This is a genomic window from Rickettsiales endosymbiont of Peranema trichophorum, assembly GCF_004210275.1.
Lineage (GTDB): Bacteria > Pseudomonadota > Alphaproteobacteria > Rickettsiales > Midichloriaceae > RICK02.
Genome location: NZ_SCFA01000033.1, coordinates 1 through 1594, shown reverse-complemented (window position 1 = coordinate 1594; position 1594 = coordinate 1). Strand labels below are relative to the sequence as shown.

At 41.5% G+C, this 1594-nt stretch carries 1 protein-coding gene; it reads right to left on the bottom strand.

What is annotated here, in order from left to right; translation table 11 throughout:
- Positions 1–63 precede the first annotated feature (63 nt).
- Complete coding sequence (locus EDM53_RS01545; protein WP_130121752.1) at positions 64–1278, bottom strand: IS1634 family transposase; 1215 nt, start codon at positions 1276–1278, stop codon at positions 64–66.
- Between the last annotated feature and the right edge of the window lie 316 nt (positions 1279–1594).

Below are 1594 nucleotides of genomic sequence, written 5' to 3'. Positions count from 1 at the left end.
TGCAAATTATTATAACCTCTTTACTCTTCCAACACCTATCTTTCCAACTCTCCTACCTCTTCTTCAGCATCGACTAAGTAGCTCTAAAATATATGCTTGCTCCGTTGTCGGCTCGCTGTGCTTTATAACCTCAACCTCGTTTATCAACACCCTATTCCGCGTTATACTCTTCAACGTCTCCAGTACCCCCTCAAAGCTCCATCTCCTGTACTTCCCTCGACCATCAACCGAAAATAATGCTTTCAACCTCTCCTTCATATGCCATTGAACATGATAAGCTAGCATGCACAAAAATATATGACCCTTTATCCTCTGCTCAATATGATGATAAATCGGACGCATCTCTAAATGTACCGTCTTTAAACTTCTGAACGATTGCTCTACCAGACTCAAGTCCTTATATGACCCAACTACCTCCTCCTCATTCATCTCCGTTGCAGGAACGTCAGCAGTAGAGAGCTTCTCTAAATTGCTTTTGGTTAACATCCCACGATCACCAACAAAAATGACTTCTTTGATGCAGTATTTATCTTTGAGCTCTCTTACTTTGTCAATAACTGTAGACTCATCTTTGGTATTACCAGGAAATACTTCTACGGCAACAGGACATCCCGCTTTGTTGCAAATCAAGCCTATAACAATCTGCTTATGGCCAGATTTCTTGTCACGATTATATCCAAAAGCTGCAAGTTCGCTTTCGTTGTATGCTCCTTCCAAATATGAGCTGGTGATATCGTAAAGGACCAAATGACCATCTGCAAGGTACTGTTTGGCTAAGCTCTTTTGAATATGGTCCTGTCTTGCTAACAGCTCATCAAGAGGGATATAGCAGTGGCGCTCAACATCAGGGCGTCCCTCTATGCCCATTAGTTCGAACAAACATGTATTGTCGTATTGGTTGCAAAGGGAAAGTTTACTGCCAGCGTATAAGATTCTTCCAGCAATCATGGTTAGAGCAGCAGCAACCCAAGGTTCATTGCGTGAGTAGATGACCTTGTCCAAGTGTATGCTCTTGATGACCTGGAGAAGAGCCGCACTGGCGCCATATTCTTTACTTTGTATGATCCTGAGGGCTTCAGGAGCATGTCCTGGGAGGACTTGTCCACGAAAAGCGAGCTGGAGGAGTTTGAGTTCTTGCAAAGTTTTGCCGGTAATGCGTCCATACTGTTTATGTTTGATTTTGCCGTTTTCGCGGTATGATGAACGGAGAATACCAACAGGGTTTTTGCTGGTATTGGTTTGGATTTCTAGATGTATTTTTTCTTTACCGTATGCCATGGCTACTGGTATAGAGCATCATATCTTCTAAGTCAAGAAAATATTTTTCAAGCGCATGGCTACATTTTAGCCCCCAAATCTCAACCAAACACACACACCTCCTCACTTCCACATAAATCTCTCAAGGTAATATGCGTTTATAGTCTTTGATTCTATCGTACTTTATCATAGCCTCACGTATCCTCATCTATAAATAATACATAATCTATTATCTATACATATCCCCTAAGTTATCCAAGAGATCTAATGTCATGGTGGTGTGTGCTTGGAACTGTCATCACTAAAATTCAACATAAGTTTCCAAAAATCTGGCTTG